The 26,018-nt window shown below is 74.1% G+C and carries 27 protein-coding genes; 12 read left to right on the top strand and 15 right to left on the bottom strand.

The features are described 5' to 3' along the window. Window positions 1-27: 27 nt before the first annotated feature. Genes ABID81_RS06530 through ABID81_RS06560 form a run of 7 tightly spaced genes read right to left on the bottom strand, consistent with a single transcriptional unit; the run spans window position 28 to window position 5,359 of the window. Complete coding sequence (locus ABID81_RS06530) at window positions 28-507, bottom strand: hypothetical protein (RefSeq protein ID WP_354594002.1); 480 nt, start codon at window positions 505-507, stop codon at window positions 28-30. After that, window positions 497-2,887: a DNA/RNA non-specific endonuclease gene (locus ABID81_RS06535; protein ID WP_354594003.1), complete on the bottom strand. Its 2,391-nt coding sequence runs from the start codon at window positions 2,885-2,887 to the stop codon at window positions 497-499. Before ABID81_RS06535 ends, ABID81_RS06530 begins: the two co-directional genes overlap by 11 nt. Further along, entirely contained in the window at window positions 2,887-3,243 is a 357-nt protein-coding gene (locus tag ABID81_RS06540; protein WP_194595972.1) for a DUF6507 family protein, read from the bottom strand. Before ABID81_RS06540 ends, ABID81_RS06535 begins: the two co-directional genes overlap by 1 nt. Further along, the gene (locus tag ABID81_RS06545) at window positions 3,240-3,605 is read right to left on the bottom strand and encodes a hypothetical protein (protein WP_354594004.1); all 366 of its coding nucleotides are present in this window, start codon (window positions 3,603-3,605) and stop codon (window positions 3,240-3,242) included. The genes ABID81_RS06540 and ABID81_RS06545 overlap by 4 nt, the downstream gene beginning before the upstream one ends. Beyond that, window positions 3,595-4,686 carry a DUF6177 family protein gene (locus ABID81_RS06550; RefSeq protein ID WP_354594005.1) on the bottom strand — a complete coding sequence of 364 codons (1,092 nt, stop codon included), beginning with the start codon at window positions 4,684-4,686 and terminating at the stop codon, window positions 3,595-3,597. The genes ABID81_RS06545 and ABID81_RS06550 overlap by 11 nt, the downstream gene beginning before the upstream one ends. A 9-nt stretch (window positions 4,687-4,695) precedes the next feature. Further along, window positions 4,696-5,004 (bottom strand): pore-forming ESAT-6 family protein, encoded by a 309-nt coding sequence (locus ABID81_RS06555; RefSeq protein WP_123519868.1) that lies wholly within the window; start codon window positions 5,002-5,004, stop codon window positions 4,696-4,698. A gap of 13 nt (window positions 5,005-5,017) precedes the next feature. After that, window positions 5,018-5,359: a WXG100 family type VII secretion target gene (locus tag ABID81_RS06560; protein ID WP_354594006.1), complete on the bottom strand. Its 342-nt coding sequence runs from the start codon at window positions 5,357-5,359 to the stop codon at window positions 5,018-5,020. 272 nt (window positions 5,360-5,631) lie between these two features. On the opposite strand from ABID81_RS06560, the gene ABID81_RS06565 reads away from it, so the two are divergent. From ABID81_RS06565 to ABID81_RS06590, 6 genes are read left to right on the top strand one after another with little or no spacing between them, the layout of a single operon-like run. After that, complete coding sequence (locus ABID81_RS06565; protein WP_354594007.1) at window positions 5,632-6,639, top strand: RDD family protein; 1,008 nt, start codon at window positions 5,632-5,634, stop codon at window positions 6,637-6,639. Next, complete coding sequence (locus tag ABID81_RS06570) at window positions 6,636-6,965, top strand: hypothetical protein (RefSeq protein ID WP_354594008.1); 330 nt, start codon at window positions 6,636-6,638, stop codon at window positions 6,963-6,965. Before ABID81_RS06565 ends, ABID81_RS06570 begins: the two co-directional genes overlap by 4 nt. Beyond that, complete coding sequence (locus tag ABID81_RS06575; protein ID WP_354594009.1) at window positions 6,962-8,284, top strand: EsaB/YukD family protein; 1,323 nt, start codon at window positions 6,962-6,964, stop codon at window positions 8,282-8,284. The genes ABID81_RS06570 and ABID81_RS06575 overlap by 4 nt, the downstream gene beginning before the upstream one ends. Further along, window positions 8,281-9,261, top strand: a complete 981-nt coding sequence (locus ABID81_RS06580) for a P-loop NTPase family protein (protein WP_354594010.1) — start codon at window positions 8,281-8,283, stop codon at window positions 9,259-9,261. Before ABID81_RS06575 ends, ABID81_RS06580 begins: the two co-directional genes overlap by 4 nt. Next, complete coding sequence (gene eccCa / locus ABID81_RS06585) at window positions 9,258-13,205, top strand: type VII secretion protein EccCa (RefSeq protein ID WP_354594011.1); 3,948 nt, start codon at window positions 9,258-9,260, stop codon at window positions 13,203-13,205. The genes ABID81_RS06580 and eccCa overlap by 4 nt, the downstream gene beginning before the upstream one ends. Further along, window positions 13,202-13,783 carry a hypothetical protein gene (locus tag ABID81_RS06590; protein ID WP_354594012.1) on the top strand — a complete coding sequence of 194 codons (582 nt, stop codon included), beginning with the start codon at window positions 13,202-13,204 and terminating at the stop codon, window positions 13,781-13,783. The genes eccCa and ABID81_RS06590 overlap by 4 nt, the downstream gene beginning before the upstream one ends. 66 nt (window positions 13,784-13,849) lie before the next feature. Here the strand turns inward: ABID81_RS06590 and ABID81_RS06595 are convergent, their stop codons facing one another. Next, the gene (locus ABID81_RS06595; protein ID WP_354594013.1) at window positions 13,850-14,533 is read right to left on the bottom strand and encodes an SOS response-associated peptidase; all 684 of its coding nucleotides are present in this window, start codon (window positions 14,531-14,533) and stop codon (window positions 13,850-13,852) included. A 94-nt stretch (window positions 14,534-14,627) separates the two neighbouring features. On the opposite strand from ABID81_RS06595, the gene ABID81_RS06600 reads away from it, so the two are divergent. The 3 genes from ABID81_RS06600 to crcB are packed head-to-tail and all read left to right on the top strand — an operon-like array spanning window position 14,628 to window position 15,971. Continuing rightward, window positions 14,628-15,146, top strand: a complete 519-nt coding sequence (locus ABID81_RS06600; protein ID WP_354594014.1) for a universal stress protein — start codon at window positions 14,628-14,630, stop codon at window positions 15,144-15,146. 13 nt (window positions 15,147-15,159) lie between these two features. Then, window positions 15,160-15,597, top strand: coding sequence for a fluoride efflux transporter FluC (locus ABID81_RS06605; RefSeq protein ID WP_354594015.1), 438 nt, complete (start codon window positions 15,160-15,162; stop codon window positions 15,595-15,597). Next, window positions 15,594-15,971, top strand: coding sequence for a fluoride efflux transporter CrcB (gene crcB / locus ABID81_RS06610; protein ID WP_354594016.1), 378 nt, complete (start codon window positions 15,594-15,596; stop codon window positions 15,969-15,971). Before ABID81_RS06605 ends, crcB begins: the two co-directional genes overlap by 4 nt. 136 nt (window positions 15,972-16,107) lie before the next feature. On the opposite strand, the gene ABID81_RS06615 is transcribed toward crcB, so the two are convergent. Continuing rightward, complete coding sequence (locus ABID81_RS06615; protein ID WP_354594017.1) at window positions 16,108-17,022, bottom strand: cation diffusion facilitator family transporter; 915 nt, start codon at window positions 17,020-17,022, stop codon at window positions 16,108-16,110. A 289-nt stretch (window positions 17,023-17,311) separates the two neighbouring features. On the opposite strand from ABID81_RS06615, the gene ABID81_RS06620 reads away from it, so the two are divergent. Then, window positions 17,312-18,220: an SDR family oxidoreductase gene (locus ABID81_RS06620; RefSeq protein WP_354594018.1), complete on the top strand. Its 909-nt coding sequence runs from the start codon at window positions 17,312-17,314 to the stop codon at window positions 18,218-18,220. A gap of 102 nt (window positions 18,221-18,322) precedes the next feature. On the opposite strand, the gene ABID81_RS06625 is transcribed toward ABID81_RS06620, so the two are convergent. The 4 genes from ABID81_RS06625 to nucS form a co-directional block, all read right to left on the bottom strand. Next, window positions 18,323-19,624 (bottom strand): MFS transporter, encoded by a 1,302-nt coding sequence (locus ABID81_RS06625; protein WP_354594019.1) that lies wholly within the window; start codon window positions 19,622-19,624, stop codon window positions 18,323-18,325. Beyond that, window positions 19,621-20,298 carry an HAD hydrolase-like protein gene (locus ABID81_RS06630; protein WP_354594020.1) on the bottom strand — a complete coding sequence of 226 codons (678 nt, stop codon included), beginning with the start codon at window positions 20,296-20,298 and terminating at the stop codon, window positions 19,621-19,623. The genes ABID81_RS06625 and ABID81_RS06630 overlap by 4 nt, the downstream gene beginning before the upstream one ends. 23 nt (window positions 20,299-20,321) lie before the next feature. Further along, a complete protein-coding gene (locus tag ABID81_RS06635) occupies window positions 20,322-20,588 on the bottom strand; it encodes a hypothetical protein (RefSeq protein WP_354594021.1) in 267 nt (88 codons plus the stop codon). 80 nt (window positions 20,589-20,668) lie between these two features. Continuing rightward, window positions 20,669-21,364 (bottom strand): endonuclease NucS, encoded by a 696-nt coding sequence (nucS, locus tag ABID81_RS06640; protein WP_354594022.1) that lies wholly within the window; start codon window positions 21,362-21,364, stop codon window positions 20,669-20,671. Between the two features lie 135 nt (window positions 21,365-21,499). On the opposite strand from nucS, the gene ABID81_RS06645 reads away from it, so the two are divergent. Then, a complete protein-coding gene (locus tag ABID81_RS06645; protein WP_354594023.1) occupies window positions 21,500-22,180 on the top strand; it encodes a hypothetical protein in 681 nt (226 codons plus the stop codon). 80 nt (window positions 22,181-22,260) lie between these two features. After that, the gene (locus ABID81_RS06650) at window positions 22,261-23,337 is read left to right on the top strand and encodes a LacI family DNA-binding transcriptional regulator (RefSeq protein WP_354594024.1); all 1,077 of its coding nucleotides are present in this window, start codon (window positions 22,261-22,263) and stop codon (window positions 23,335-23,337) included. 45 nt (window positions 23,338-23,382) lie between these two features. On the opposite strand, the gene ABID81_RS06655 is transcribed toward ABID81_RS06650, so the two are convergent. Both ABID81_RS06655 and ABID81_RS06660 read right to left on the bottom strand, forming a co-directional pair. Then, on the bottom strand, window positions 23,383-24,747 hold the full coding sequence (locus ABID81_RS06655; protein ID WP_502915186.1) for an MATE family efflux transporter: 1,365 nt from the start codon (window positions 24,745-24,747) through the stop codon (window positions 23,383-23,385). Window positions 24,748-24,749: 2 nt separating this feature from the next. Further along, window positions 24,750-26,015 carry a uracil-xanthine permease family protein gene (locus ABID81_RS06660; RefSeq protein WP_354594025.1) on the bottom strand — a complete coding sequence of 422 codons (1,266 nt, stop codon included), beginning with the start codon at window positions 26,013-26,015 and terminating at the stop codon, window positions 24,750-24,752. Between the last annotated feature and the right edge of the window lie 3 nt (window positions 26,016-26,018).

The raw sequence follows: 26,018 nt of genomic DNA on the forward strand, positions 1-26,018 counted from the left end.
TTGTTGCTCGAGTCCATGTCACGCCTCTCAGACGGGACCCTCGTCACGGCCGACGAGGTCGTGCCGGGTGGGCGCACCCGCGAGGATCGCGGCGAGCCACTCGGGCGTGTTCTCGGCCGTCCGGGGAAAATCCTCGAAGTCGGCACGATAGGCCTCGGCCGCGAAGTGACCGATCTCCGGCTCGTGGTCATAGTCGTATCTCGCGCTGAACTTGCCGGTGTCGGTGACGGTGAAGACAGCCGTGAACCATGTTCCTGCCCCAGCCTTGTGCATCATCTTCCTGAGGTCCCGTGCTGTCTCGAAGGTCGTCTCGTCAGGCAGTGCGTAGCCTTCGCTTCCGTCGGGACGAAGCAGGACGGTCTCGCCTGCCATGACTCCGCCCGCCATGCTGGTCTTCATGACGATGCGGTCGAACCCTCGGGGAAGCAGACCGAAGAGTTGGACTCCGATCTGCCGCAGGATCGCTCGCTCGCCCTCGAGGCCTTCGGCCTTGTCGTCATCGGACATTCGAGTAGAACTCCTGTCTGGGAATCGATCCCTCGGCATGGAACACGGCTTGGAAGCTGGCGGGAACGGTATTCGTCCCGGAGTACCGGGGTCTGACGCTGAGCGTGATGACCGCGCGATCGGAGGCACCGGCGAGCTGACGGATGTCCCTCTCGAGGTTACCGAAGGAATGCCCGGCTCCGCGGTTCACCTCCTGCAGCATCGGCACGATGTTGATCTTCTCGCCGCCGCCGCTGAACACGTTGGCCAGGAGGTGGCCCCCCTCGTACCCGACACCGCCCTCCTTGCCGATGCGCTTCTGCACCGACTCGGACCGGTCGGCATCGCCGAGCTGGAGGTCGTCGAACTCGGCGAGCACCGTGCGGCTGGCGTGGTCGGTGACGTAGACGTGCTTTCCACCGACGACGTAAGTAGTGTCCGCGGCGGGCTTCATGAGGTCGTAGTTCAGGTTGCCCTTGCCGCCGTACTCGGTCTCGACGTGGACGATGCGACCTGTCGCGTCGGTCGAGAACACGCCCCGGCCGGGCACCGTGTACGCCGTGTCCGGGGCGAGGATCTGACCGTGGGCGAACGGCTTCTGCTTCGTCGGCAGGTCGGAGCCGGAGACCGTGACGTGGTGCTCGACGGTCGGCGTGGGGTGCGGCGTCGGACCGGTTCCCGGGGTGTCCGTTCGCGGACCGGGCGTCTCGTCCGGGCCGAACAGGTCGAGGTCGTCGACCTCGGCACCGCGGCCACCGTCTGCTGGCCGGTCCGGGATGGCGTCGCCACCGTCGACAGGGCCGTCCGCGCGACTTGCGTCGCTCGACCCGGCACCGTCGGCTCGCCCGGCATCGGCCGCCCCTCCGTCGTCGCCACGTTCGAGCAGCGTCGTGCCGCCCGATCCGGGGTCGGCGGCGCGGGCGGCACCGGCGGCCGGGTCGGAGCCGGTGCCACCACCCGCGTGGGCGGACGCGTCGGCGTGCGTGGGGGACGCGGCCCGCGCCTCCTCGGCTGCTCGACCGAGGTCGCCGTGGTCGGCGAAGTCCTCGAGCTTCGACAGGGACCCGAAGTCGACCTTCTCGCCGGCCTTGAGGGCGCCGGTCAGGCCGGAGAACTCGACCTCGGTCATGCGGTCGAGGGCGGCCATCGTGTCGGTCAGGCCGTCGAGGTCGTCGAGCTTCGACAGGCCGCTGCCGTGCTCGCCGAACTCGGCGACGAGGTCCTCGACCCGCGCCAGGCCCTTCGGCAGGTGCGACGCGTCCTCCGCCACCTCGGCCAGCCGGCCGGTCAGCGTCGCCGCCCGGGCCGCGCCCGACCCGACCTTGAGGCCCGCTCCGACCTGGCCCGCGCCCGGGATGAAGAACGAGGCGACGTTCGCCACGGCGAAGGTGCCCGCGGCGACCGGGTCCTCCTCCCACTGCTCTGGCGTGCCGACGATGCCGCCGACCAGGCCGTCCATCGTCTGCTTGTAGTTGTCGCGGAGGCCGCGCAACGACTCGGGCACGGCCGAGTCGGGCAGGTTCGCGAGGGCGGGCGCCGCCGGGAAGGCCACCGTGATCGCGAGGGCGCCGAGACCGGTCAGCATGCCGGTCCAGGCCTCACCGGCGAACGACCAGTCGTGCTTCCAGCCGTTCGCGGCGTCGAAGCCGACGAGCGACACCGTGCCCTCGACGAAGCTGGTGCCGAACTCGACCAGTCCGTCGCCGACCGACTCCTGGCAGGACCGTTCGCCCTTGCCCTGGGCGCCCCACGGATTGTCCTCCGCGGCGTCGAGCTGCTCACCCGTGACGGCGGTCTGGGGAGCCACGCAGAGGTCGTCGCGGAGGGCGTTGACGCCGTTCTCGAACTCGACCCGGGCGGCGTCGATCTTCGCGATCTCGGCGTTGTACTGCGACTGCAGCTCGTTGTTGCGCTCGACCGACGGCGTGTGCTCGTTCCACGGGATGGTCGTCTCGCCCTGGCCCTCGAGCACGACCGGGACCCCGCCGTTCATCTGGCTGGCCTGGAAGAGCGGGTTGTCGGGGTCGTAGAAGTCGAGCGTGACGCCGCCGGCGACCGAGGCGCGGAAGGCGTTCGCCTCGGTGACGAGCTCCTTGATGCGCGCCACGGGTGCCGTGACCGCCTCGGCCAGCGTGTCGAGCAGGTCGGCCACGGTCGAGAGCTTGCCCGCAACGACCTCGGCGTCGGTGCGCACCGGGTCCATCGAGGCGAACAGCTGCGGCCCCTCGGGCGCGGTGTACGACGCGGACAGTCCCGACCAGTCCGTCACCACCGCCTCGGCGTTCGTCGTGACCGCGGTCGACGTCGACTTGTAGCTCGCCGCCGACGACGCGATCGACTCGGGCACGATGTCGAGCCCGTAGAACTCGGACGGGTCGATCAGCGACCCCTTCGTCGCCATCAGCGGCCCCCCTCGAAGAAGCTCAGGTCGCCCGACCCGGCGGCCTGGATCGCGGCGGACTGCGTCTGCGCCGCCATCTCCTCGTCGCCGTTCACGTAGGCCAGGGTCGCGTCGCCGGCCCCGGTCGCGCAGGCGAGGATGCGCGCGTTGATGCCCTGCACGCGAGACGCCTCGGACGAGATCAGGTCGACGACGGCCACGGCCGACGACACGAGGATGTCGCTGCCGACCCCGGCGTTCAGCTCGCCCTGGGCGGTGTCGACGCCCGTGAAGGTCGCCGCGAACGTCTCGGCCGAGGCCTGCACCTTCGTCAGGACGCTCACCACGCCGTCGGTCTGGATGCTCCACGAGCTCATCGGTCGTCTCCTGTCGTCACGAGGGTGCCCTGCACGTCGTCGGCCAGGCGTCGGGCCAGCGCCTGGGTGAGCGGCCCGCCGAAGGGGCCGTAGGCCTCGGTCCACCACCGGTCGGTGGCGGGGCCGTGGGAGGACGCCGGGACGGTGACCGGCAGGCCGAGGCCGCGCCGCGCCTCCCGGGGGTCCTCGAGCTGCGTGCTGCGCAGCACGGCGAGCACCAGCCCCTCGGTCGACGCGATCTGGATGCCGCCGCCCTGCCAGAGGCGCCCGGCACCGAGGCCGCCGTCGACCGCCGCGGCCGCGGTGACGACCTCGACGGCCGTCACGGGCTCGGCCGAGAGGATCACGAACTCACGGGGCACGGCGCACCGCCGGGGGGACGAGGGCGTCGGCGACCGCACCCGGGCCGATCGCGTCGAGGGCGGCCGCGAAGCGCTGCCACCGGGTCGCGTCGGCGCCGAACGGCACCACGAGCGAGGGGGTGCGGGCGTTGCCGGTCGTGGTCCCGCCGTGCTCGGCGGCGAACGAGGCCGCGTCGAGGCCCAGGCTCCGCACGGCCCGGGCGCCGACCACCGCGGCGAGGGGCTGCGGCGTCGTGGGGCGGTACGGCGTGATGGTCGCGTCGGCCGCGCCGCGCAGGCTCCACGCCGTCGCCAGCAGCACCTGCTGCCTCTCGGACAGGGTGCGCAGGGCCGAGGAGGCGCGGGTCGCGTCGTCGACGCCGGTCGCCTCGGGCAGCGCGAACAGCAGCCGGGTCTCCTCGGTCAGGCCCGTCTCGCTGCGCGCGATGCGGATCGTGCCGGTCCAGACCGTGCCGTCGGGTGCGGAGCCCGCGACGTGCACCCGGGAGTCCCGCGGCATGCGGGCCCGGGCCAGGGCCGTGAGGCGACCGCGGTCCCAGACGGTGGCGGGGGGTTCGGAGGTGCCCCACACGGTGGGCGCGACGCCCGCGACCGCGGTGACCAGCGCCTCCGTCGTCGAGCCGGTCAGGGCTTCGGCTCGCGCGGCGTGGTGCACCGCCACGGAGAACTGCAGCCACGGGCGCATCGCCTCGTCCGACGGCTGCGGCAGCGTCGCGAGCTCGGCCTCGGGGGCCGTGACCGCGGCCGCGCGCCCGACGGGGTCGGCCGACGGGTCGAGCAGCGCCTCGTCGTACGAGGCGACACGGGCGCCACCGACGGCGTGACGGAGCCCGCCCTCGGCGTCCCTCACCAGCCAGGCACCGGCCAGCAGGCGCAGTGCCTGGTACAGGGCCCAGCTGAGGCGGGCGTCGTCGTGGGTCACCACGACCACCCGCACGCCGGCCCGCGTGGCGTCGGCGAGCAGCGCCTGTCGCCCCGAGGTCAGCCCGACGACGGGGGCCGTGCTGATCGTCGCGATCCAGCCCGGCCCGCTCGCGTCGGCGAGCGGGTGCGGCAGGGTCGTCGCCCGTGAGTCGCTCACGGGCACGGCCTAGATGCCGTCGACGGCGGCCTTGGCCCGCTGCATGGCGGTCTGGGCCGACTCGTCGTTCGACGCGAGCGACTGGCGCAGGGTGTTGATGATGGTGCGCACCTCGGTGGCGACGCGGTTCCAGCGCTGCTCCTTGCCCGCGTACTCCTCGCTGGAGCCGTCGGCCTGGTAGTCCGCCATGGCGGTCTTCACGTCGGCGTCGCGCTGGGTGATGAGTGCCTCGAGGCGGCTGGCGACGGCGTTGAAGTTGTCCTGGGCGTTGCCCGAGGCTCCGAGGTCGAAGTCGCGGCGGTCGGTTGCGTTGGCCATGGTCGTTCCCCTCTTATGCGCGCGAGCCGCCGAAGCGGGCGCTCTCGAATCCGGCACCGGACTGGGCCGCGGTGGTCTCGTCGGCGATCTGCTGCTCGCCCTCGACGAAGGCACGGTTCTGGCCGGTGATGCCGGTCAGCACCGACGACAGGGCCGCGTTCAGCTCGACCGAGATGCCGTCGACCTCGCCCTTGAAGCGGTCGAAGGCGGCGCGGCCCGCACCGTTGAAGCGGCCTTCGAGCGGCTCGGCCGCGTCGGCGAGCTGGCGGACGAGCGCACCGAGGTCGTCGCCGGCCCCGCTCGTCTTCTGGCTCAACTGCGTGAGGGTCTCGCTCCCCATGGCGAACTTCATCATGTCGTTCTCCCCTTGCTTCGAACTGATGGCGACCCGTCACGGGTCGACTCATGAGGAAATCACGATTTCGTCTCGATCGCCACCCGCGGGAGGGGTACACATCGGGGGACCGGGGCGGGGGACGGGTGGTCGTGGGCCCCGGAACGGGTGTCCCACCGGGGGACGCGGGGTCGGCTAGCCTGGGGCCGATCGTGCGCTCCGGGGACGCGGGCGATCGCTCCCCGTCGGTCTCGACGACCTGGTCCGGCACCCCGCAGGCGAGAGGCGGAACCGTGGGCGCACTGGTGGGCGCGCGAAGCTGCGGGCGCTGCGGCCAGCCTCTCGGCGCGGGTGCGACCTGGTGCTTCTGGTGCGGCGTCCGGATCGTCTCGGCGGCCGCCGGCAGCGCCATCGGCACCTACTCGGGGCTGCTCGCGGGCGTGCAGACGGCCACGCCGTCGAGGCGGCGCGGTGCGGCCGCGATCGACTGGGGCGTGCCCCTCGTGCTGCTCGGCGTCCTCGTCGTCGGGGTGGCCACGGGGTCCTCCGCCGTGACGCCCGGCGACGCCGTCGTCCCCGTCCCCGTCGAGGTCGCGGTCGTGGCCGTCGCCCTGGCCTTCGTGGTGTCCGACGTCGTGCTCTACGTGCGCGGCGGTCGCTCGATCGGCCGGTTGCTGCTCTCGTTGCGCACCGTGGACGACCTGACCGGTCGCCCGCCGGCCGTGCTGAGGGTCGACCGGCGCGGGCGCTTCAGCGTGCGCCGGCAGGCGGTGACGGTCGACCTGCGGCGTGGCCGGGACCCCATGACGTCGTCGCCCCCGCTCGTGCAGCGGCCGGCCCTGCCCGCCGCGGCCTCGGCTCCGCTGCCGCCCCACGCGGCCGACCCGCTCGAGGGTCGCGGGCGGCCCGACGAGAACACCTTCGGACGCACGGGCCAGGGCCGCCCGTCGGCCGCAGCCCCGTCGATCGTCCTCGAGCTCGACAGCGGCGAACGTCTCGACCTCGACACGACGCTGCTGATCGGTCGCGCACCGGTCAACCGCGAGGGGGAGGAGCACCCCGTCTTCGCCTGGGCCGACCTCGCGCGCAGCCTGACGAAGACCCATGCCCTGTTCGCGTGGGAGGGCGCCGTGCTCTGGGTCACCGACCTCGGCTCGACCAACGGGTCGTCGCTCGTCGCGCCGGACGGCACCCGTCAGCCGCTCGTCTCGGGCCTGCGGGGCCCGGCGGCCCCGGGCTACGTGGTCGAGCTCGGCGAACGCCGGCTCACCGTGCAGCCGTCGGGGGTGGTGGACTCATGAGCGGCGATCGCGACGTCGTCCTGCTCGAGACCGTCAAGACGCACCGGTCGCGACTGGTCTCGGCGCTGCTCTTCGGCGAGCTCGACGAACGCCGTCTGGTCGACGACAACGTCCGCCGCCTGGTCGTGGGCCTGGTCATCGCGGCGGTCGCCTGCGCGGGCTGCGCCGGCACGTCGTTCGTGCTCTCGGTGCTCGCCGACCAACGGACGAACCAGTCGCAGACGACCGGAGGGTCGGGAGGCGCGGTGCCGGTCACCGTCTCGCCCTCACCGTCCCCCGCGTCGACCGACGTCCCCGACCCCACCCCCACCAGGGAGCCCCGATGACCGACTACACCCGGCTGACCATCGTCGGCACGGCACGCAAGGCCGAGCTGGTCGTGCCCGCCGACGAGCCGATCGGTGGACTGATCCCTCGCCTCATGGAGCTGCTCGACGAGCGCCCCGGCGCCGTCTCGCGGCCCCTGACGCTCGTCCGCTCGACCGGGGAGCAGCTCGACACCTCGCTGTCCGTCGCCGAGCAGCGCGTCGTCGACGGCGAGCTGCTGCGCCTGCTCCGCGAGGACGCGGCACCCCCGCCGCCCGAGGTCGCGGACGTCACGGACGTGCTGGCCGAGTCGTTGGCCGGCCGGCCGGGACTCTGGACGCGCCGCTCGCGCACCGCGACGGCGGCCGTCGCCGTCGGGCTGCTCTCGCTGGTGCTCTCGGTGGTGCTGACCCGGACGCCCGACGTCGACCCCGCGAGCACGATCGCGTCCGTCTACGCGCTCGCGGTCGTGGTGGCCCTCGTGTCGGGTCGCTTCGGCGGTCGATGGCTCGCGGTCGCCGCCACCGCGGTCGCGCTCGGGTGCGCCGCGCCCCTCGCGGTCGTGCTCGGGGCGGTGACGGCACCCGCCCTCCTCCCGGTCGACGTCGCCCTCGGGGTGCTCGTGCTCGCCTGGGTCGCCCTGGCGCTGGGTGCCGGGGCCGGCCTCGGGTCGCGGTCGGCCTGGTGGGGAGGCGTCCTCGGCGTCGTCCTCTCCGCGGTGCCGATCGTCCTGCGCACGTTCGGGGTCCCGGACGCGGGCGCGGTCGGCGTGGGCGCGGTGCTGGCCGTCGTCGTCTGCGGTCTGCTGCCCTGGTACGCGATGAGCGCCTCCGGGTTGACCGGTCTCGACGACCAGGTGGTGGACGGTCGCCGCGGCCGCCGCGACGACGTGCTGGTCACGGTCGGCGACGCCTACCGCACCCTGACCTGGGCGACCTACGCCGTCGCGGGCCCGGTCGCCGTCACGGCCGTGTCGTTGGTCGGGTCGGCCGACCCGTGGCAGGTCGGCCTCGGCGTCGCCGCGGTGCTCGTCGTCGCCGCCCGCACCCGGGCGCTGCCGATCGCCGCGCAGGGCTGGGGGCTCTGGGCCGCCGCCCTGGTCGGCCTGCTCGGCGGTCTGCTCGTCCAGCCGCTCGCCCCCTCGTGGCTCGTGGTCGTCGTGCTCGCGGCCGGGGTCGTCGTCGCCGTCGTGGCCGGCGGCGTCGACCCGGTGGCACACCAGCGCGCCTCGCTGCGTCGCGTCGGCAACCTGGTCGAGGCGCTGGGCGTCGTCGCCCTGCTGCCCGTCCTGCTCGGGGTGTTCGGGGTCTACGCCGACCTTCTGGGTGCGTTCTCGTGAGCGCCTTCGAGGCCTTCGTCCGGTCGGCACCGCTCGCCCTGCTCGGCAGCGTCAGCGCCCGCGTCCACGAGGTGACGGCGGTCGACGAGATCGTCCGTCGTCCGTTGCCGGTGTCGCGCCGCATCGGGTTCGTGCAGGCGCGGGGCGGCGCCGGGGCCAGCTCGACCGCGGGCTACGTCGCCGCCCTGCTCGCCCGTCGCCGTCCGGGGCTGGTCCTCGGCGTGGACGCGTCGCGCGGCCCCCGGGGCATGTTGTGGCAGGCCGGCGCCCCGGTGGGGTCGGCTGCCGCTCCGAGCTCGCGGCGTCGCACGGCCCGCCGGTCGGTCGACGCGGTCGACGGCCTGCCGCGGACGCCCTCCGGCCTGTACGCGCTGTCGCTCGACCCCCGGGGCGAGTCGCGGGCGGTGGCCGCCGCGGCCGGGTGGTTCGACGAGGTGACCCCGATCAGCCGGTTCTTCGACCTCGTCGTCACGGACTGGGGGGTCCGCGACTGGCGCGCCGACCTCACCGACGTGGTCTCGGCCAGCCGGACGGTGTGCATCGTGGCGCGCGCCGACCGCCATGCGGCGGAGGAAGCCGCCGCCCTCGTGCCGGCCGTCAAGGACCACCCCGACCGACCCGACGTGGTCATCGCCCTCGTCGACGTCGGCGACGCCGGTCGGGCGGCGCCCGTCACGGTCGGCGACGACCCCACGGTGCCCGTCGTGCGCGTGCCCTACGACGCGGCCCGCTCGGGCGGACGACCGGTGTCGAGCGCCGCCCTGGGCACGCGCACCCGCATCGCCTACGGCCGACTCGCGGCGGCCCTGCTGCCCCTCGACGGCCCGCAGGCCCCGCAGGCGCGAGGGACGACCCGGCCCGCGGACGACCCGGGGCCGACCCGCCCACCGGCGGACGACCGGCCGTCGGAACGCCGACGGGCACGTGATCGTGACGCCCGGCCGGGCGTCGTCGACGACCAGGAGGCCGGCCGATGACCGTCAAGCTCGTCCACCGCCCGACCCGGATCACGCGACCGGTGCAGCCCGCCGAGCACGAGGACGTCACGCCCCCGCCGCAGCTGGCCGACGGCAAGGTGGGCGGCGTGCCCGTGCAGGCCCTGCTGCCCGTCGTGGGCGCCCTCTCGAGCGTCGTGATGATCGTCGTCTACCGCGGCAGCTCGAACCCGCTGTTCCTGCTGGTCGGCGCCGTGCTCCTGATCGTCGCCCTCGTCGGCGGCCTCGCCGTCACCCTGAGCCAACGGGGCAACGCGGCCCGCCAGCGTCGGTTGCAGCGCGAACGCTACCTCGACTTCCTCGAGCGGCTGCGGTCGCGCATGCGCACCAGGGCCCGGTCGGTCCGGGCGACGGCGGCCGTGCTCGACCCCGAGCCGGCGGCCCTGCTCGAACTCGTGCGCGACCCCGCCCGCCTCTGGGAGCGCCGGCGACACCACGACGACTTCCTCTCGGTGCGGATCGGCGAGGGCGACCTGACCTGGTTCCCGATGTCGGTGCCCGACGACCCGAACCCCGTGCAGCCGTTCGACCCGATCATGGCCAGCGAGGCCCGGTCCGTCGTCGAGCACCTCTCGACCGTGCGCGGCATGCCCATCACGGTCGACCTCGACCGGGCCGGGTCGGTCGCCGTGCTCGGCGACCGCGAGGGCGCCCTGCGGGTCGCGCGCTCGATGATCCTGCAGCTCGCCGCCCTGCACTCGCCCGACGACGTGCACCTGGCCGCGGCGTTCCCCGAGGCGGCCGCCGCCGACTGGCGCGGCTTCGACCTCGTGCCGCACGCGGTCGACGACTCGTTGTACGACGGACCGGTGCCGGCACGCCGGGTCGCGACCAGCGCCTCCTCGTTGCTCTCGGTGATCGGCGGCGAGCTGGGCGACCGCGCCCAGGAGGCGGCCACCACGAAACGCTCGATCGGCACCACCGCGCGGACCGCGGGTTCACGGCTCGTCGTCTTCGTCGACGACTGGGGGCACGTCGCCTCGAGCATCCCCGTGCCCGACGCCGACCTCTCGCCGACCGACCTGGGCGTGACGACCGTCCACCTGCTGAGCGACCGGCTGCACGAGCCGTCGGACGTCACCCTGCGCATCACCGTCGAGGGCGACCAGGCCGTCGTGACCGACGCCCGGGTCGAGGACGACGGGCAGGTCCGCGTGCAGACGGCGACCGTCGACGCCACGACCCCGCAGCTGTTCGAGGCCGTCGCCCGCACCCTCACCCCGCTGCGCCTCAGCCTCAGCCTCCAGGACGAGGTCGACTCGGCCCAGGCCGTCGAGATCACCGACCTGCTCGGCATCGACGACGTGACGACGCTGACGCCCGCGACCGCGTGGACGCCGCGCTCGCCGCGGGACTTCCTGCGCGTGCCGATCGGCCTCGACGACTTCGGTGCGCCGGTGCTGCTCGACCTCAAGGAGTCCGCCCAGCTCGGCATGGGCCCGCACGGCATCTGCATCGGCGCGACCGGTTCCGGCAAGAGCGAGCTGCTGCGCACGCTCGTGCTCGGCCTCGCCCTGTCGCATTCGCCCGACGACCTCAGCATGGTCCTGGTCGACTACAAAGGAGGCGCGGCGTTCGCCCCGTTCGCGGGGCTGCCCCACGTCGCCGGGCTGATCGACAACCTGGCCGACGACGCGCAGCTCACCGAGCGCGCGCGCGTCAGCATCCAGGGCGAGGTCGTGCGGCGACAGGAGCAGCTGCGCGACGCGGGCGGGGCCTCGTCGATCAGCCACTACCGCGAGATGCGCGTCGGCCGCCCCGAGCTGCCGCCGATGCCGCACCTCTTCGTCGTCATCGACGAGTTCGGCGAACTGCTCACGGCCGAACCCGAGTTCGTCGACCTGCTGCTCACCATCGGACGCATCGGGCGGTCGATCGGCGTGCACCTGCTGCTGTCGAGCCAGCGCATCGAGGCGGGCAAGCTGCGCGGCCTCGACACCTACCTCTCGTACCGGATCGGCCTGCGCACCTTCTCGGAGGCCGAGAGCTCGATCGTGCTCGACCGGCCGGACGCGTTCCACCTGCCGGCCGTGCCCGGCTTCGGCTTCTTGAAGGTCGACACCTCGGTGTACAGGCGGTTCCGCGCGGGCTACGTCTCGGGCCCGCTGCCGACCGAGGCGGCCCGCGCGCTCGCTGGCGACGACGCCCGCCCGACCGCCCTTCTGCTGCCGACCTACAACGGCATCGCCGGGGGCGACGACGAGGCCGGCGAGGAAGAGCTCTCGCGTCCCGACGTCGGTCGCGCCGTGATCGACGAGGCCGTCGACCGGCTCATGGGCGGCGGCGGCGACGTCGACCCCGTCTGGCTGCCGCCCCTGCCCGACCGGCTGGCGCTCTCGCGGGTCGTCGGCGCGGACCGGGCGGGCGGGCTGCGCGTGCCGATGGGGCTGCTCGACGACCCGGCGCGCCAGCGACAGGCCCCCTGGTCGCTCGACCTGGGCCGGGCCGGCGGCCACGTCGCCGTCATCGGGGCGCCGCAGACCGGGCGCAGCACGTTCTTGCGCACGCTCGTCGCGTCCCTCGCCCTGACGCACACGCCCCGCCAGGTGAGCATCTACGGCATGGACCTCACGGGCGGCGGACTCGGTCGCATCGAGGGGTTCCCGCACGTCGGCGGCGTCGCGACGCGGGCGAGCAAGGACCGCCTCCTCCGGTTGCTCGAGGAGCTCGCCGCCATGCTGACGACCCGCGAGCGGGTGTTCCGCGACCACGGCATCGACTCGCTCGCCATGCTGCGTCGGCTGCACGAGGCGGGGGAGGTGCCCGAGCTGATCTCGGCCGACGTCGTTCTGGTCGTCGACGGCACGGGTCAGCTGCGCGGGGACTTCACCGAGCTCGAGACGGCCTTCGGCGACCTGCTGCAGCGGGGCGGCAGCTACGGGCTGCACGTCGTGCTCGGCATGACGCGCTGGAACGAGCTGCGGATGGCGCAGCAGCCGCTCGTCGGCACCCGCGTCGAGCTGCACCTGAACGACCCGGCGGACTCGGTCATCGGTCGGAAGCTCGCCCAGACCATCCGGGCCGACCAGCCCGGCCGGGCGCTGACCGACGAGAACCTGTTCGCCCAGGTGGCGTTGCCGGTGCTCGACGACACGGACGACGACGAGGTCGGCGACGCCCTCGAGGCACTCGCCCGACGGTCGGCGGCGAGCTGGAACGGCCCGGCGGCCGCGCCGATCAGGCTGCTGCCCACCGAGCTCTCGCCGGACGAGCTGCCCGACGCCCTGGACGAGCCCGAGGCGATCCCGTTCGGCCTGCGCCAGGACACGATGCAGCCGGTCGCCCTCGACCCGGGGACCGACCAGCACCTGCTCGTCTTCGGCGACTCGAAGGCCGGCAAGTCGACCCTGCTGCGGGGGCTGGTCCGCGGCTTCGTCGACCGGGCGACCCCGGACGAGCTCGTCGTGGCCCTCATGGACCTCCGGGGCGACCTCGTCGCCGAGGTGCCGGACGACTACCTCGGCGGTCACGCCTCGACCAGCACGGACGCCCGCGCCCTAGCCGTGGCCGTCGCGGACGAGCTCGCGAAGCGCCAGGCCGGCGATCGCGACGCGGGCCCCCGCATCGTGGTGGTCGTCGACGACTACGACATCGTCGCCTCGGGAGGCACGGAACCGCTCAAGCCGCTGCTGCCCTTCCTGCCCTCGGCCCGCGACCTCCGGCTGCACGTTCTCGTCAGCCGGCCGGTCGCCGGCTCCGCCCGGGCCCTCTACGACCCCGCGTTGCAGACGCTCCGCGACACGGGCGGGTCGTCGTTCGTGATGTCGGGCGAGCGCAGCGAAGGACCGATCGTGCCGCAGGTCTACGCCGAGCAGATGACGGCCGGTCGGGGCCGCCTCGTCCGACGGGGCCAGGCGCCCCGCATCGTCCAGGTCGCCCGGTTCGAGGCCGACCCGCGAGCCGGTGCCGACGGGGGACGCCCGTGACGGGCCGGACCGTCGTCGTGGCGGGCGTCGCCGGCGGCGTCGGGACGACCACGGTCACGGCGTTGCTCTTCACCCAGCTCTCCGGCGCGTCCGTGCCGCGGCTCGTCGACCACTCCGGCGGCGACCTCGGGTCGCGGCTGACCGGGGGCGACGACGCGTCGAGCGTCGACCGCGACCTCACCCTGCACGACCTCGGGGCGCACGCCGACGGAGCCCTGCTCGACCTGCTCGACGACCCGAGCGTGTTCGGGGTCGTCGTGGCGCCCACGACCCCGGTCGGCTTCGCCGACGCGCAGCGGGTGCTCGCCCGCATCCGAGGGCGACACGGGGTCGGCGGCCTGCGCCGGGTGATGCTCGTGGTCGTCGGCGTCTTCGGCGAACACCGCACGGCGCGGGCGAGCGAGGCGCTGCAGAACGAGTTCGGCCGTCGGTCGCTCGTCGTGGTGCCGCGCGACCCCGCACTGGCGGCCGGCGGCCGCGTCCCCCTCAACCGGCTGACCCGCGAGTCCCGACGGGCCCAGACCGAACTCGCGTCGTACCTCCGCGAACGCCTGGCGAGCCACCGCGACGCACGCTGACGCGGCGGGCGTGCCGGGCCGCGCTCGCGTCGGGGACGCGACCCGCGCCTCCCCGTCCGGCGGGCGTCAGCCCAGGGGCTCGATCAGGTGTGGGCCGTTGTTGCGGACGCTGTTCGCGTCGCGGCTCACCTCGTGTTGCACGAGGTCGTGCGCGACCTCGAACGAGTCCCGGTCGAGCAGCGCCAGCAGCTCGTCGGCGTCGAGGCCGTCACCGAGCCAGTCGTCGTACGAGTCGGGGGTCAGGCAGGCCGGCATGCGGTCGTGCACCTCGCCCGGCGCCACGTGGGCGTCGCGCGTGATGATCGTGGTCGACAGCACCCAGCGCTCGGGGTCGTCCTCGGCCTTCGTCGGGTCGGGCCAGGCGCCCACGAGGCCGGCCATGGCGAGGCCGGCGCCGGGTCGGTGCACGTAGTGCGGCTGCTTGCCGGTCTCGGTGACGACCCACTCGTAGTAGCCCTGGGCGGGCACGATGCAGCGGCTGGTCGCGAAGGCCCGGCGGAACATGCCGTTCGTCGCGACGGTCTCGATGCGGGCGTTGATCGGTTGCGGCCGCTTCTTCAGGTCGGGGTACCACGACGGCACGAAGCCCCAGCGCGCGCCGGGCAGCCGGCGTTCGCCGTGGCGCTCGCGGACGACCGGCACGACCGTCGTCGGGGCGACGTTGAAGTCGTCGGGCAGCGGCCCGAGGCCGTCGAGCAGGCTCGGCAGCAGATCGGACGTGGCCCGGGCAACGACGTAGCGACCGCACATGCCGACAGTCTGCTCTTCCGCGCGGGGGTGCGGCGGTGGTTCACTGTGGCCGTGTCGCCGCGCGTGGTGGCGGCGCGGTGAGAGGGTGGTGACCATGTCCGACGAACACAGCGCGAGCCACGGCTTCGTCGTCGCGGGTGTCGTGCCGAACTCGGGCGAGGCCGTCGGGGCGACGGCCGCCGACCTCGCCGCCCGCTTCGGCACCGGTCTGCTCTGCGTGACGGTCGAGCCCGACCGGCTCGCCTTCGCCGAGGGCATCGACGGCACCGTCCTGTCGTACCCCCTCGATCCCGACGACTACGACGAGACCCTCGCCTTCGACCCCGACCTGGAGGCGCGGCTGCGGTCGACCGCCTCGGCTCGCGGCGTCGAGCTGCGCACCGCGGTCGTCGCGGGCGAGCCGGCCCGGTGCCTGTCGCAGCTCGCCGAGCAGGTCGACGCCCCCCTGATCGTCGTGGGCAGCCGGGAGGCCGGCCTGCGGGGCAGCGTCCGCGAGTTCTTCGCCGGGTCCGTCGCCCTGCACCTCAGCCACCGTCAGCGGCGTCCCGTCGTCGTCGTGCCGCTCGCCCCCGTGCCGCGCAGCCAGACGCTGCCGTGGGAGGACGAACTGTGACGCGAGCGAGACGGTGACGGGGGCTGCGCGCCCGCGTGCCCCGCACCTCCGTCCGTCCCTGATCGCCCTCGTCGCGCTGGGCGGTGCGCTGGGCACGGCCGCCCGCGTGGGCGTCACGCTCGTCGTGCCGTCGTGGGGGGCCTTCGACACCGCGATCTTCGCGATCAACGTCGTCGGTGCCTTCGTGCTCGGCCTGCTGCTCGAGCGCCTGCTGCGCGCCGGTCCCGACGAGGGCGCTCGCCGGCGGGCCCGGCTGTTCGTCGGCACGGGGGTGCTCGGCGGGTTCACCACGTACAGCTCGCTCGCCACCGAGACCGCCTCGTTGGCCGGGGCCGGCGGGGGCGACCTCGCGGTCGCCGTCCTCTACGGGCTGCTCAGCCTCGTGGTCGGGGTGCTCGCCGCCGCCCTCGGCATCCGCGTCGGCGCCCGCCTCGCCGGACGCGCCTCGTGAGCCCGCTGCTCGTCGTCGCGGTCGCGGCGGCCGGCGGGGTCGGTGCCGCCCTGCGGTTCGTCGTCGACGGTCTCGTCAAGGACCGTCTCGGCTCGTCCCACCCCTGGGGGACGACGGTCGTCAACGTCTCGGGCTCGTTCGCGTTGGGGCTGCTGACGGGGCTCGCCCTGCAGGGGGTGGTCGGACCCGAGTGGAAGGCCGTCCTCGGCACGGGGCTGCTCGGCGGGTACACGACGTTCAGCACCGCCAGCGTCGAGACCGTGCGGCTGCTGGCCGCGGGGCGCCGCGGGGCCGCGGTCGCGAACGGCCTGGGCATGCTCGTCGTCTGCGTCGCGGTCGCCTCCCTCGGCCTCTGGCTGGGCTCGCGAGCCTGAGCGGCACCCGACCGGACCCGCCCCGTGCCCCCGCCCTGGCTTCCACCGCATCGAGGGGGCCGAACTCGTCCTTCCGCGACGGGGGAAGGACGATGTCTGCCCACTCGACCCGCGCCTCCCCGGGGGAGGGCGGGCGTCAGGCGTGCGTCTCGCGTTCGTGCCCGGCGTGGTCGGCCGGCTCGAGCTGGAACGTCGCGTGCTCGACCGAGAAGTGGGCGGCGAGGCAGCGGTCGAGGGCGTCGAGCGTCTCGTCGACCTTCATGTCGCAGAACACCTCGCGTTCGACGACGACGTGCGCCGAGAACACGGTCGCCCCGCTGGTGATCTGCCAGGCGTGCACGTCGTGCGCCGAGACGACCCCCGGGGTGTCGCCGATGTGCGTGCGGACGGACTCGAGGTCGATGTCGCCGGGCGCCGAGCCGAACAGCACGCGAATCGCCTCGCGCAGCAGCGACCACGCGCGCGGCACGATCATCGCGGCGATGATCAGCGAGCCGACCGAGTCGGCCTGGGTGAAGCCCGTGATCAGCACGACGACGGCCGCGACCACGACGGCCGCCGAGCCGAGGAGGTCGCCGAGCACCTCGAGGTACGCGCCGCGCATGTTGATCGAGTGCGTCGCGCCGCCGCGCAGCACGAGCAGCGCGGCGACGTTGGTCGCACCGCCGACCAGGCCCACGACCAGCATGGGCAGGCCGAGCACCTCGTGCCCGCCGACCGCGACCAGGCGGGACACCGCCGCGACGGCGACCGACAGCGAGACGGCGAGCAGCACGAGCCCGTTGACGAAGGCGGCGAACACCTCGGCGCGCCGGTAGCCGTAGGTCTGGCGACCGCTCGCCGGCCGGGCCGCGACGATGGTCGCCACCAGGGCGATGACCAGCCCGGCGAGGTCGGACAGCATGTGCCCCGAGTCGGCCAGCAGCGCGAGCGAGCCCGAGAGCCAGGCCCCGACCAGCTGGGCGACGAGGCCGAGGGCGACGATCGCGATCGCGACGCGCAGGCGTCGCCCGTCGGCGGCGACGTGTCCGTGACCGTGGTCGTGTCCCATGGGCGCCTCTCGTCGGTGACGGATCGGTGGTCGGTCGGGGTCGGCCGGACGACGGCCGGGGTGTCGGCCGAGGTCGCGGCTCGGCCCGTCGGGGTGCCGGGCCGGCGTCGAATCTACCGTCGCCCACCGACCTCCGCCGCCGATCCGGCCAGTCGATAACGAGTCTCGATCCCTGCGACGGCACCGATCCGGCGCGTCCGCACCGCACGCGGCCGCCCCGGCTCCCGGACGAGGAGGCGCGGGTCGACCCCGCCTGGGAGCCCGCGCCCCCTGCATGGTTCAGTGAGGCATGACCGACTCGACCGAGACCTCGTCCGCCCGCGTGGAGGACCCCGTCCGCGCCTCCTCGTCGCTCGTCGCCGTGACCGGCGCGACGGGTGCCGTCGGCGGGATCGTGGCCGCGCACCTGTCCGAGCGGGGCGTGCCGCTGCGACTCGTCGTGCGCGACGCCTCGCGGGCACCGCGTCTCGACGGGGCCGAGGCCGAGGTCGCCGTCGCGACCTACGGCGACCGGGCGGCGTCGGTCGAGGCCCTGCGCGGCGTCGAGACGCTCTTCATGGTGTCGGCCGCCGAGGCGCCCGACCGGGTCGACCAGCACCGTGCGTTCGTCGACGCCGCCGTCGAGGCGGGCGTGCGGCACGTGGTCTACACGTCGTTCGCCGGGGCGTCGGCCGACTCGGTGTTCACGCTGGGGCGCGACCACTTCGCGACCGAGCAGCACATCCGCGCCTCGGGCCTCGGCTTCACCTTCTTGCGCGACAACTTCTACCTCGACTTCGTCCCGCTGTTCGCCGACGAGCAGGGCGTCATCCGTGGCCCGGCCGGGGACGGACGGGTCGCGGCCGTGGCCCGGGCCGACGTAGCGGCCGTCGCGGCGGTGGTGCTGCTCGACCACGAGTCGCACGCGGGCGCGACCTACGACCTGACGGGGTCCGAGGCGTTCACGCTGACCGAGGCCGCGGCCCGGCTGACGGCGCTCGGCGGACGCTCGTTCACCTTCGTCGACGAGACCGTCGACGAGGCCTACGAGTCGCGCCGCGTCTACGATCCCGAGCCGTTCCAGGCCGACGCCTGGGTCAGCACCTACACGTCGATGGCCTCGGGCGAGGTCGCGACGGTGACGAGCGCCGTGCGCGACCTCACCGGCCGCGACCCGCTGACGCTCGAGGTGCTGTTCGCCGGGGGAGTGCAGGCCTGAGGGTGCCCGCACGGCCGGGGCGGCCGGTGCGCACCGGCCGGGACGGCCCCGCCCGCCGGCCGGGCCGTCGCGCGGCCCGTCGCGTGGCCCGTCGCTCAGGGGTCAGGGCACGCGCCGCGACGACAGGACGCCGCTGACCCCGAGCACGACGACGGCCGCGGCCACGCCGATCATCGGGATCTGCCAGTTGCCGCTGGCGTCGTGCAGCCCGCCGATCGCGAGCGGGCCGAGGGCCGCGATCGCGTACCCGCCGCCCTGCACCAGGGCCGACAGGCGTCGTGCCTCGACGTCGGTGGACGCCATGCGCACGATGACGATGAAGATGATCGTGATGCCGCCGCCCTGGGCCGCCCCGCCGAAGACCGACCACAGCAGCCAGTGCTCGGGGGCGAAGAGCAGGCCCAGCGGCATCGCGGACCAGAACACGGCGATCAGCCCGATGACCACGGCCGGCCGCACGCGCAGCGCCAGGAACGGCACGCCGAGCGCGCCGACGACCGCCAGGATCTGGAAGACCGACGAGCTCGCACCCGCGGCCTCGCGGGTCAGCCCGACCTCGTCGCGCAGCAGCGTGGGCATCCAGGCCGTCAGCCCGTAGTAGCCGAAGGCCTGACCGGCGAACGCGAGCGTCAGGCCCCACGTCGTCGCGCGGCGCAGCAGCGGGGTGGCCGTGCGACGGCGTGCGCGGGCGTCGGCTGCGGCCTCGTCGGGCTCGACGACGTCGATGCCGCCGGTGAAGACGTCGGTCGCCGAGGAGGCGCGGTGCCGGTCGTCGACGTCGGCCTGCGACCCCGGCACCACGGCCACGCTGCCGCCGAGCACCGCGACGCGGGGCCCGACCGCGACGGACCAGACCACGGCGGCGAGGACGGCCAGGAGCCCCCAGGTGACGAGCGCGAGCGGCCAGCCCACGACCGAGGCGATCGGTGCCGTGGCGAGCGAGGTGATCATCGACCCGACGTTGAGGGCCGAGGTGTAGATGCCGGTGACGAAGCCGGCGCGCTCGGGGCTGAAGTCGCGACGGATGACGACGGGCAGCACCACGTTGCCGATCGTGATGGCGACGCCGATCACGACCGTGCCGACGTAGAGCCAGACCGTGCCGCCGGCCGTCCGCAGCAGGGTGCCGAGCAGCACGCCGGCGAGGCCCAGGGTGACGGCCCGCTCGGCGCCGATGCGGCCGATCAGGGCCGAGGCGAAGGGGCTCGCCACGGCGAAGCAGAGGACCGGGATGCTCGTGAGCAGCCCGGCCACGACGGCGGTGAGCCCGAGGTCGGCGCTCATCTGGTCGAGCACGGGGGCCGGGGCCACGATGGGCCCGCGCATGTTGAGGGCGATGAGGACGATCGAGAGGGTGAGCAGCCAGGCGGCCGGCGACCGGACGACGGCCGCGGCGCGGGTCACGCGGCGCCGCGCAGCAGCGTGACGCCGAGCAGCTCGGCCAGGTGGTCGACATCGGTCGCGACCGCGATCGCCCCGACGTGCTCGTCGGGCTCGCCGTAACCCCAGCCGACGATGATCGTGGGCACGCCGTGGACCGCGGCGCCCTCGACGTCGTGGTGGCGGTCGCCGATGAGCACGGGCCGCGAGACGTCGGCGCCTCGCGCTCGCAGTCTCGTCAGGGCCTCGGCGACGACGTCCGCCTTGGTGTTGCGCACCTCGTCGTCGGAGGCGCCGGTGATGACGTCGAGGTAGCGGTCGAGGCCGTGGGCCCGGAGGATCGCCGTCGCCGGCGTCTCGGGCTTCGAGGTCGCGGTCGAGGTCGGGAGGCCGGCCGCGTGGACGGCCGCCATGAGGTCGGGGACCCCCGGGAAGACCTCGCCCTCGAGGGCGCCGTTGGCCAGGTAGTGCGAGCGGTAGAGGCGCATCGCCTCGACCAGGCGGTCGCCATCGAGCCCGAGCCGCACCTCGAAGCTCTGGGGCAGGGGCGGGCCGACCCAGGCCATGAGCTCGTCGGGTGAGGGGACCGGGAGGCCGAGCCGGCCGATGGTGTGCGCGAGGCTGGCGGTGATCGCGGGCGCCGAGTCGGCGATGGTGCCGTCGAGGTCGTAGAGGACGGCCGTGTAGGGGAGAGTCATCGCCCTCAGCTTACGGAACGGTGTCAGCAGGTGATCGTCCGGAGCGGCCACGTCGCGACGGCTCCCACGGCCTCGCGGGTCGGCGTCCGGCGGATCGGGGCCTCGCGCGTCGGGGCCTGCCGGGCGACGGCGCCGCGGGCGACGGCATCGCTGGCCACGGCGCCGCGGGTCGACGGCGGTGCCATGGTCTCGAACGACCACATCGGGTCGTCGAGCCCTCGGGTCAGGGACTCGAAGACCGGCGTCGCCTCGCGCTGGGCGGAGAGGGTGTCGAAGATGGGTGAGGTCACGGGTTGCTCCTGCGGTCGTTTCGTCGTAGGAGAAATATAACCCTGACATGTGAGTGTCACAAGGGTTTTGCGGGGCCGATTCAGAACAGTCGCGAGTGCGAGTCGTCCAGCCCGCGCATGGCGTCGTAGTCGAGCAAGAGGGTGCGGATGCCCCGGTCGTGCGCCAGGGTCCGCGCCTGCGGCTTGATCTCCTGCGCGGCGAACACGCCGGTCACCGGCGCGAGGTGCGGGTCGCGGTTCATCAGCTCGAGGTAACGCGTGAGCTGCTCGACGCCGTCGATGTCGCCCCGTCGCTTCAGCTCGACCGCCACCGCCGCGCCCTTCGCGTCGCGGGCGAGGATGTCGACCGGACCGATGGCGGTCATGAACTCCCGTCGGACCAGCGTGTGGCCCTCGCCCAGCAGGTCGATCTGCTCGGCGAGCAGCTTCTGCAGGTCGGCCTCGACGCCGTCCTTGGTCAGGCCCGGGTCGACGCCCATCTCGTGCGACGAGTCGTGCAGCACCTCGTGGATCGACACCGCGAGGATGTCGGCGGTCTTGGCCTGGGTGACCTTCCACAGCTCGACGACGCCGGCGGCGCGCTGGTCGTCGTCGGGTTCGACCGAGCGGATCGTGCACGGCGGGCTCATCCAGTTGAGGGGCTTGTAGCTGCCCCCGTCGGAGTGCACCAGGAGGCTGCCGTCGCTCTTGATCATCAGGAGGCGCGTGGCCAGCGGGAGGTGGGCGGAGAGTCGACCGGCGTAGTCGACCGAGCAGCGGGCTATGACGAGGCGCACCCGACGATCCTACGCGGCGGCCCGGTCCAGGACGGTCGTCCGATCTGGTGCTTGACGTGCATTCAAATGTGAAATACGTTCATGCCAGATGGTCGGCAGGACGACCTTTCCCCCCCAACTCGACCCGGAGGAACCATGAGCACCCCGATGCACTCCACCGCGACCCGCACGACCGTCGCCCCGGTCACCCACGACGCCGCCGAGCTCGTGCTCGTCGACATCGCCCGCGGCCGGTACGCCCCCGGCGACACCCTCGACCTCGCCACGATCGTCCGCGAACACGGCGTCACCCCCGGCGACGTGCAGCTCGCCCTCTACGAGCTCCGGCGGATGCGCGTGGTCGTCCGCGCCCCGTTCAGCCACGCCCACGTCGTCGTCTGGCACCGGCGGTTCAACGAGGTGCTGCTCGACGACCTCGTCCGCATGATCGCGATCGCGGCGACGCGGGCGCCGTCGTTCGAGCAGCTCGACGAGCCGGAGCACCGGACGCCCGCCTGCGTCGCCCACGGCCTCGAGCTCGAGCCCGACGTCGCGCACTTCCTCGACCTGGCCCGCTCGATCGTGCAGGTGTTGTCGCCGTCGGCCCGCCAGCACGTCCTCGACGACGTGCTGCTGCCGCTCGAGATCCTCTGCAGCACGAGCGCCGTCGTCGCCCACGGCATGACCCCCGCCCTCGGGGCGACGGTGCGCGGGGCGATCGTCGACCTCATGGAGGTCGCGGCCCACTACGGCGACTGGGCCCAGGTGCCGGCGCTCGCGGCGGACTACGTCACGGCGCTGGGCCTCGACGAACCGCGCGTCGCCCAGCACGACTGAGGCGCCCGGCACGACTGAGGCGCCCTCGCACGACCGAGGCGCCCCGGCCCCCCGGGCGTCGTCGGCTAGGCTGCGGCACCATGAGCCGGGCAGCGGGCGACGACGCCAGACCGACCCTCGCGTCGGTGGCGCGAGCCGCCGGCGTCAGCGCGAGCACCGCCTCCTTGGCCTTCAGCGGCACCGGCCCCGTGTCGGCCGAGACCCGCGCGCGGGTGCTCGCCGCGGCCGACGCCCTCGGCTACGCCGGCCCCGACCCCCGGGCGAGGTCGCTGCGGCGGGGTCGGTCCGGCATCGTCGGCGCCGTCCTCGAGGCCAGCCTCAGCACCGCGTTCCGCGACCCGATCAACGTCGCGATGCTCGACGGCATCGCCGACGTCACCGGGCCGGCCGACGCCTCGCTGCTGCTGCTCACCGAGACCGCGGGCGAGCGCTCGCGGCTCCTCGACGCCCCCGTCGACGCCGTCGTGCTCTTCGGCTGCAGCACCCGCCTCGACGAGTCGGTGTCGATCATGCGTCGCCGGGGCATCCCCGTCGTGTCGATCGAGGCCCCGCCGACCGAGGGCGTGCTCGACATCGCCGAGGACAACGTCGGCTCCTCCCGACTGCTGGCGCAGCACCTGCACGACCTCGGCCATCGACGCGTCGCGGTCGTCGCCCTCGAGCTCGGCCCCGGTCGGTCGACCGGCGGCGCGGACGACGTGCTGACCGACGGACGCGTGGCCCGGGGCACGTCGTGGCCGACCCTCGAACGACTGCGCGGCACCCGTGAGGTCTTCCCCGGCGTGGGAGGACTGGCCACTCGCGGCAGCTGGACGAGCGAGGGGCACCGGGCGGGCCTGCGCCTGCTCGACGTGCCCGAGGCCGAGCGGCCCACGGCGATCGTCGCCCAGAGCGACCTGCTCGCCTCCGGCGTCATCGCCGCGGCCGACGAGCTGGGACTCTCGGTGCCGGGCGACCTCAGCGTCGTGGGCTACGACGGCGTGCGGCTCGACGACCCGCGGGCGGCCGACCTCACCACGGTCGTGCAGCCCGCCGTCGAGAAGGGTCGCGCGGCCGGTCGCGCGGTGCTCGCCCTGCTGGCCGGCGAGCAGGCCTCGGGCACGACCTTCACGAGCGTGTTCCGGCCCGGGTCGACCACGGCTCCGCCCCGCCGCTGACGCCCGTCCGCCGTGTCGCCCGTCCGCCGCCTCACGGGGTCCGGCTCAGCTCCCTCCGACGACCATCCACCGGTCCGACCGCGCCCGCAGGCCGAGCGTCACGGCGCGGATGCCGACGTACCCGAGGCCGAAGGCCAGCCACAAGGCGACCGTGCCCTGTGCGCCCGGCTCGACCCGCGCCTCCAGCGGGATCAGGATCGCGAGGTACACGACCGTGTTGAGCACGCCGGCCAGGGCCAGGTACCGGGCGTCGCCCGCACCGAGCAGCACCCCGTCGAGGACGAAGACGAAGCCGGCCAGCGGGATGCCGACGGCCATCGCGAGCACGACCCGGGGCAGGAGGTCGCGGACCGCGTCGTCGCCGCTGAAGACGGGGGCGAGCAGGGGCGAGACCGCCGCCAGCAGCACGCCGAGCAGCAGGCCGCCGCCGACGCCGAACAGCATGAGCCGCCGGGTGATCGCCCGCACCGCGTCGCGGTCGCCCCGACCGAGCGAGTGGCCGACGAGCGCCTGACCGGCCACGGCCAGCGCGTCGAGGGCGAACGCCAGCGTGCTGAACAGCGTCAGCGCCACCTGGATCGTGGCGAGCCCCGTCACCCCCGAGGAGGCGGCGGCCCAGACGGTCGCGATCATCGCGACCCGGAGCGACGCGTTGCGCACGAGCAGCCACGCCCCCGAGCGGGCCGTGCGCCCGACGCCGGCCAGCCCCGGGCGCAGCGGAGCACCGACGGCCCGTGCGGCCCGGACGGCGATCACGACGTAGACGGCCGCCATGCCCCACTGGGCCACGACGGTGCCGACGGCCGAACCGGCGATGCCCCACCCGAAGACGTAGAGGAAGACCGCGTTGAGGCCCGCGTTCGCCGCGAAGCCGACGGTGGCGACGACGAGGGGCGTCCTCGTGTCCTGCAGTCCGCGCAGCAGCCCCGTCGCGGCGATGACCAGCAGCATGCCCGGCAGGCCGACCATCGACACGGTCAGGTAGGTCGTGGCGGCGTCGACGACCGCGGGGTCGGTGCCGAAGAGCCCGACGAGGGGACGCGCGACGAGGACGCCGACGCCCGCCAGGACGACGCCGACCAGCAGCGCGAACCACAGGCCGTCGACGCCCGCCCGGATCGCCCCGGGTCGGTCGCCCGCCCCGAGCCGCCGGGCCACGGTCGGCGTCGTCGCGTACGCCAGGAAGATCAGCAGGCCGAGGGCGGTCTGCAGCACGACGCTCGCGATGCCGAGGCCGGCCAGCGGCACCGTGCCGAGGTGCCCGACCATCGCCGTGTCGGTCAGCAGGAACAGCGGTTCGGCGACCAGGGCGCCGAGCGCCGGCCCCGCGAGGTCGACGATGCGGCGGTCCCAGGGCGAACGGAGGCGCGAGGTCGTCGTCGGGGTCGGCTCGCCGGGGGTGCCTGCCACCGTCAGTCGGTGCCCCGGGCCCGGCCCACGGCCGACATGAGGTGGTAGATAACGATGGCCGCGACGGTGCCGAGGATGATGCCACCGAACGTCGCGCCACCGAGGGCGAGGGTGAAGTCGGCGATGCCCATGATGAGGGCGATGCCGGCGGTCAGCTGGTTCTTCGGGCGGCTGAAGTCGACCTTGTTCTCGACCCAGATGCGGATGCCGATGACGCCGATCAGGCCGTAGAGCGCCGTCGTGACGCCGCCCAGCACGCCGGGCGGGATCGTGAAGATGACGGCACCGATCTTCGGCGACAGGCCGAGCAGGATCGCCACGATGCCGGCGACCCAGTACGCGGCGGTCGAGAAGACGCGGGTGGCGCTCATCACGCCGATGTTCTCGCCGTAGGTGGTCGTCGCCGAGCCGCCGCCGAGGCCGGCCAGCACCGTGCTGAGGCCGTCGGCGAAGAGGGCGCGGCCGGTGAGCGGGTCGAGGTCGCGCCCGGTCAGCTGACCGACGCCCTTGACGTGTCCGACGTTCTCGGCGATGAGGGCGAGCACGACCGGCAGGAAGCCCAGGTAGACGGGCAGGGCACCCGGGTCGAAGGCGGGGGCCGTGAAGGTGGGCAGGCCCACCCAGGCGGCGTCGCCCACCGCGCCGAAGTCGACCTCGCCGAGCAGCAGCGCGGCGACGTAGCCGACCACGACGCCCACGAAGATCGACAGGCGGCCGAGGAGGCCCCGGAAGAGCACGGCGCTGAGCACGACGGCGGCGAGCGTGATGACCGCGGTGAGCGGCGCCTCGGCGAAGTTGTCGCGGGCGGCCGGGGCCAGGTTGAAGCCGATCAGCGCGACGATGGCGCCGCTGACGACCGGCGGCAGCAGCGCGTCGATCCACCGGGTGCCCGCCAGGTTGACGACCACGCCGACGATCGCGAGCAGCACGCCGACCACGACGATGCCGCTGAGCGCCAGGGGCATGCCGCCGACGTCCTGCGCCGCCGCGATCGGCGCGAGGAACGCGAACGACGAGCCGAGGTAGCTCGGCAGGCGGTTCCTGGTGACGATCAGGAAGAGCAGGGTGCCGATGCCCGAGAAGAGCAGCGTCGTGCTCGGCGGGAACCCCGTGATGATCGGCACGAGGAAGGTCGCGCCGAACATCGCGACGACGTGCTGGCCGCCGAGCCCGATGGTGCGCGGCCAGGTGAGTCGTTCTTCGGGGGCGACGATCTCGGTTGCGTCGACCGTACGTCCGTCGCCGTGCAGCGACCAGGGGAGTGCCATGCC

This window comes from Frigoribacterium sp. PvP054 (assembly GCF_040547465.1).
Taxonomy (GTDB): Bacteria; Actinomycetota; Actinomycetes; order Actinomycetales; family Microbacteriaceae; genus Frigoribacterium.

Coding starts and splice junctions, on each gene's coding strand:
- ABID81_RS06530 (WP_354594002.1), bottom strand. CDS start 507: ATGTCCGATGACGACAAGGCCGAAGGCCTCGAGGGCGAGCGAGCGATC.
- ABID81_RS06535 (WP_354594003.1), bottom strand. CDS start 2,887: ATGGCGACGAAGGGGTCGCTGATCGACCCGTCCGAGTTCTACGGGCTC.
- ABID81_RS06540 (WP_194595972.1), bottom strand. CDS start 3,243: ATGAGCTCGTGGAGCATCCAGACCGACGGCGTGGTGAGCGTCCTGACG.
- ABID81_RS06555 (WP_123519868.1), bottom strand. CDS start 5,004: ATGGCCAACGCAACCGACCGCCGCGACTTCGACCTCGGAGCCTCGGGC.
- ABID81_RS06560 (WP_354594006.1), bottom strand. CDS start 5,359: ATGATGAAGTTCGCCATGGGGAGCGAGACCCTCACGCAGTTGAGCCAG.
- ABID81_RS06570 (WP_354594008.1), top strand. CDS start 6,636: ATGAGCGGCGATCGCGACGTCGTCCTGCTCGAGACCGTCAAGACGCAC.
- ABID81_RS06575 (WP_354594009.1), top strand. CDS start 6,962: ATGACCGACTACACCCGGCTGACCATCGTCGGCACGGCACGCAAGGCC.
- eccCa (WP_354594011.1), top strand. CDS start 9,258: ATGACCGTCAAGCTCGTCCACCGCCCGACCCGGATCACGCGACCGGTG.
- ABID81_RS06595 (WP_354594013.1), bottom strand. CDS start 14,533: ATGTGCGGTCGCTACGTCGTTGCCCGGGCCACGTCCGATCTGCTGCCG.
- ABID81_RS06600 (WP_354594014.1), top strand. CDS start 14,628: ATGTCCGACGAACACAGCGCGAGCCACGGCTTCGTCGTCGCGGGTGTC.
- ABID81_RS06615 (WP_354594017.1), bottom strand. CDS start 17,022: ATGGGACACGACCACGGTCACGGACACGTCGCCGCCGACGGGCGACGC.
- ABID81_RS06620 (WP_354594018.1), top strand. CDS start 17,312: ATGACCGACTCGACCGAGACCTCGTCCGCCCGCGTGGAGGACCCCGTC.
- ABID81_RS06630 (WP_354594020.1), bottom strand. CDS start 20,298: ATGACTCTCCCCTACACGGCCGTCCTCTACGACCTCGACGGCACCATC.
- ABID81_RS06645 (WP_354594023.1), top strand. CDS start 21,500: ATGAGCACCCCGATGCACTCCACCGCGACCCGCACGACCGTCGCCCCG.
- ABID81_RS06650 (WP_354594024.1), top strand. CDS start 22,261: ATGAGCCGGGCAGCGGGCGACGACGCCAGACCGACCCTCGCGTCGGTG.
- ABID81_RS06660 (WP_354594025.1), bottom strand. CDS start 26,015: ATGGCACTCCCCTGGTCGCTGCACGGCGACGGACGTACGGTCGACGCA.